Raw genomic sequence first — 2,327 nt, 5'->3', positions numbered from 1 at the left:
AGGTCCAAAAATGGCCTAAATGATGATCTCGGAGAGGTCTACTATTCTCTATAATTGCTTCAAATCCAATAAAAAAATCAAAAAGGAGTTCGGAATGGGAGCATTCCGAACTCCTTTTGTCTACAAACTGAGCTGACTCTTAGGATATAGAGTCAGCTCTTCTTTTTATCAACATTGATTGTGTAGAGTAAGCACGATCGTTTTAATAGAAGCTCGAAAAACGAAAAAGATAGTATTTTGTCGAAAAGTCGATAATAAGTCGATAAAATGAAAACTCCGATGATAAAACCACTGTTTCCGCAAATAAAAAACCTTCACAGCCAAAAAAAACTACAACTCTAGAAGTTAATTTTACCAACAAAATGATGTATAGCTATCGAAAAACAAAGATTAAAGTAAAAGGATTATTAAAGATAGAAAAAGCCTCATTATATTGTTTAGTGACAATAAATTTGTTAGATTTACAATAAACTCGTTTAAAACATAATAAAGTTGTTTAAAAACGTCAGCCTGTTATTCCATTAAAGGGCCAGATTGTTGAGCAACACAGTTATGGTATTATGCTAAAATTAGGAAGATATTGTGAAGAAGTGCATTTAAAGTAACAGGCAGGTTAGTTGAAAAAACGAGTGAAGAATGAAAAGATTTATTTTCTTATGTGTGGGGGGAACAATATATTTCAATAGCAGAAGAGGATTATCTGAACATAGAAAATCAATAAAGGAAAATTGACAAAAGACTTTTCAGTTAGTATTATAGACAAATACAGTCTATAATTAGAGGTGACTTAGTTGAAATACTCTAAAGCAACCAACTACGCATTGCATACAATGGTTTATCTCCTTCTCATACCTGATGGGAAAAGTATCGGGGTAAGACCATTAGCAGAATTCCTAAAAGTTTCTCCCACTTATTTGTCTAAAATTTTGACCAAACTTGTAAAAGCGGGCATTGTTGAATCTGCTAGTGGTGTTAACGGGGGATACAAACTGATTAAAAATAAATATGACATGTCGTTCCTTGAAATAATACATGCCATAGAAGGACCAGTTTCAATGTTCAACTGTAATTTAGAACATGTTGAATCGGATAATCAAAACTGTTTAATTGAAAACGTGATGCTTAATGCTGAATTCAAAATGGTGAGTTATCTTAAAGAAAAGAAAATAAAGGAATTAACAGAAAAAATTGATTCAAACATAATCAATTTAATTAAAAATGAGTCCAAATAATTTTTTTGGATTAATCATAGATAATAAAGGTGTTTAATATCTTTAATAAAAGGAGTGTATATTATGTTAGATTGTGTAATTGTAGGTGGAGGTCCAGCAGGTTTAAATGCTGCACTTGTATTAGGTAGGGCAAGAAGGAAAGTGGTTTTATTCGATAGTAATTCTCCAAGAAACGCAGTTACCCAAGAGTCACATGGCTTTATAACCAGAGATGGAATTAAACCAAGCGAATTTAGAAAAATTGCTCACTATGACATAACCAAATATCCTTCTGTAACAATTAGAAATGAAAAAATTACTGACATTAAAAAAAAGGGAATGATATTTAAACTCGTAACAGAAGAAGGGGAATCTATTCAAGCAAAGAAAGTTATTTTAGCAACTGGTCTAAAGGAAATCCATCCATCCGTAGAAAACCTTATGGATTATTACGGAAAAAGTCTTTTTAGTTGCCCTTATTGTGATGGCTGGGAGTTGAAAGACCGTCCGCTAATAGTGTTATCTGAACTCCCATCTGTATTTCATATGGTTAAAATTGTTTATAATTGGAGCAAAAACTTAATCGTTTGTACTAATGGACACAAGGTTTTAACTACGGAGCAAAAAGAAGTGCTTCAAAGAAAAGAAATAAAGGTATTTGAACAAAAAATTAAAACTCTTGTTGGTGAAAATGGGTTTTTAGAAGCTGTAATTTTTGAAGATGATGAAAAAGAAAAGAGGGATGGTGGATTTGTGACTCCCGAATGGATTCAGGCTTCACCTTTTGGAAAATCTTTAGGTTGCGAAATAAACCAGCTTGGTGGAATCATTACAGATGAGGTAGGCAGGACAAATATTGAAGGTGTTTATGCGGCAGGTGACACATCCGTTATCGCTCCTTCACAAGTGATTATTGCGGCGGCTCAAGGAAGTAGAGCCGCAATTGGAGTGAATACAGATTTAACTCAGGAGGATTTTAATTAAAACATTGTGAAACAATGTACTTAAACTATCGGGGGCGTTAGCATTCCTGTAGAGAGTTAATTATTGACTTTGATAAAAAAAGAGCTCCTCAGTAAGATTGAATATAGAAACCACTCTAAACTCAAAATCTTA

Annotated in this window: 2 protein-coding genes; both read left to right on the top strand. The window is 33.0% G+C overall.

Annotation, left to right across the window (positions count from 1 at the left end; genetic code table 11):
* Positions 1 to 791 precede the first annotated feature (791 nt).
* Complete coding sequence (locus ACFFIX_RS27665; RefSeq protein ID WP_378939865.1) at positions 792 to 1,232, top strand: RrF2 family transcriptional regulator; 441 nt, start codon at positions 792 to 794, stop codon at positions 1,230 to 1,232.
* 60 nt (positions 1,233 to 1,292) lie between these two features.
* Positions 1,293 to 2,195: an NAD(P)/FAD-dependent oxidoreductase gene (locus ACFFIX_RS27660; RefSeq protein ID WP_378939867.1), complete on the top strand. Its 903-nt coding sequence runs from the start codon at positions 1,293 to 1,295 to the stop codon at positions 2,193 to 2,195.
* The last annotated feature ends 132 nt before the right edge of the window (positions 2,196 to 2,327 follow it).

Source organism: Metabacillus herbersteinensis (assembly GCF_042433335.1).
GTDB classification, from domain to species: Bacteria; Bacillota; Bacilli; order Bacillales; family Bacillaceae; genus Metabacillus; species Metabacillus herbersteinensis.
This window is presented reverse-complemented; position numbering and strand designations above follow the sequence as displayed.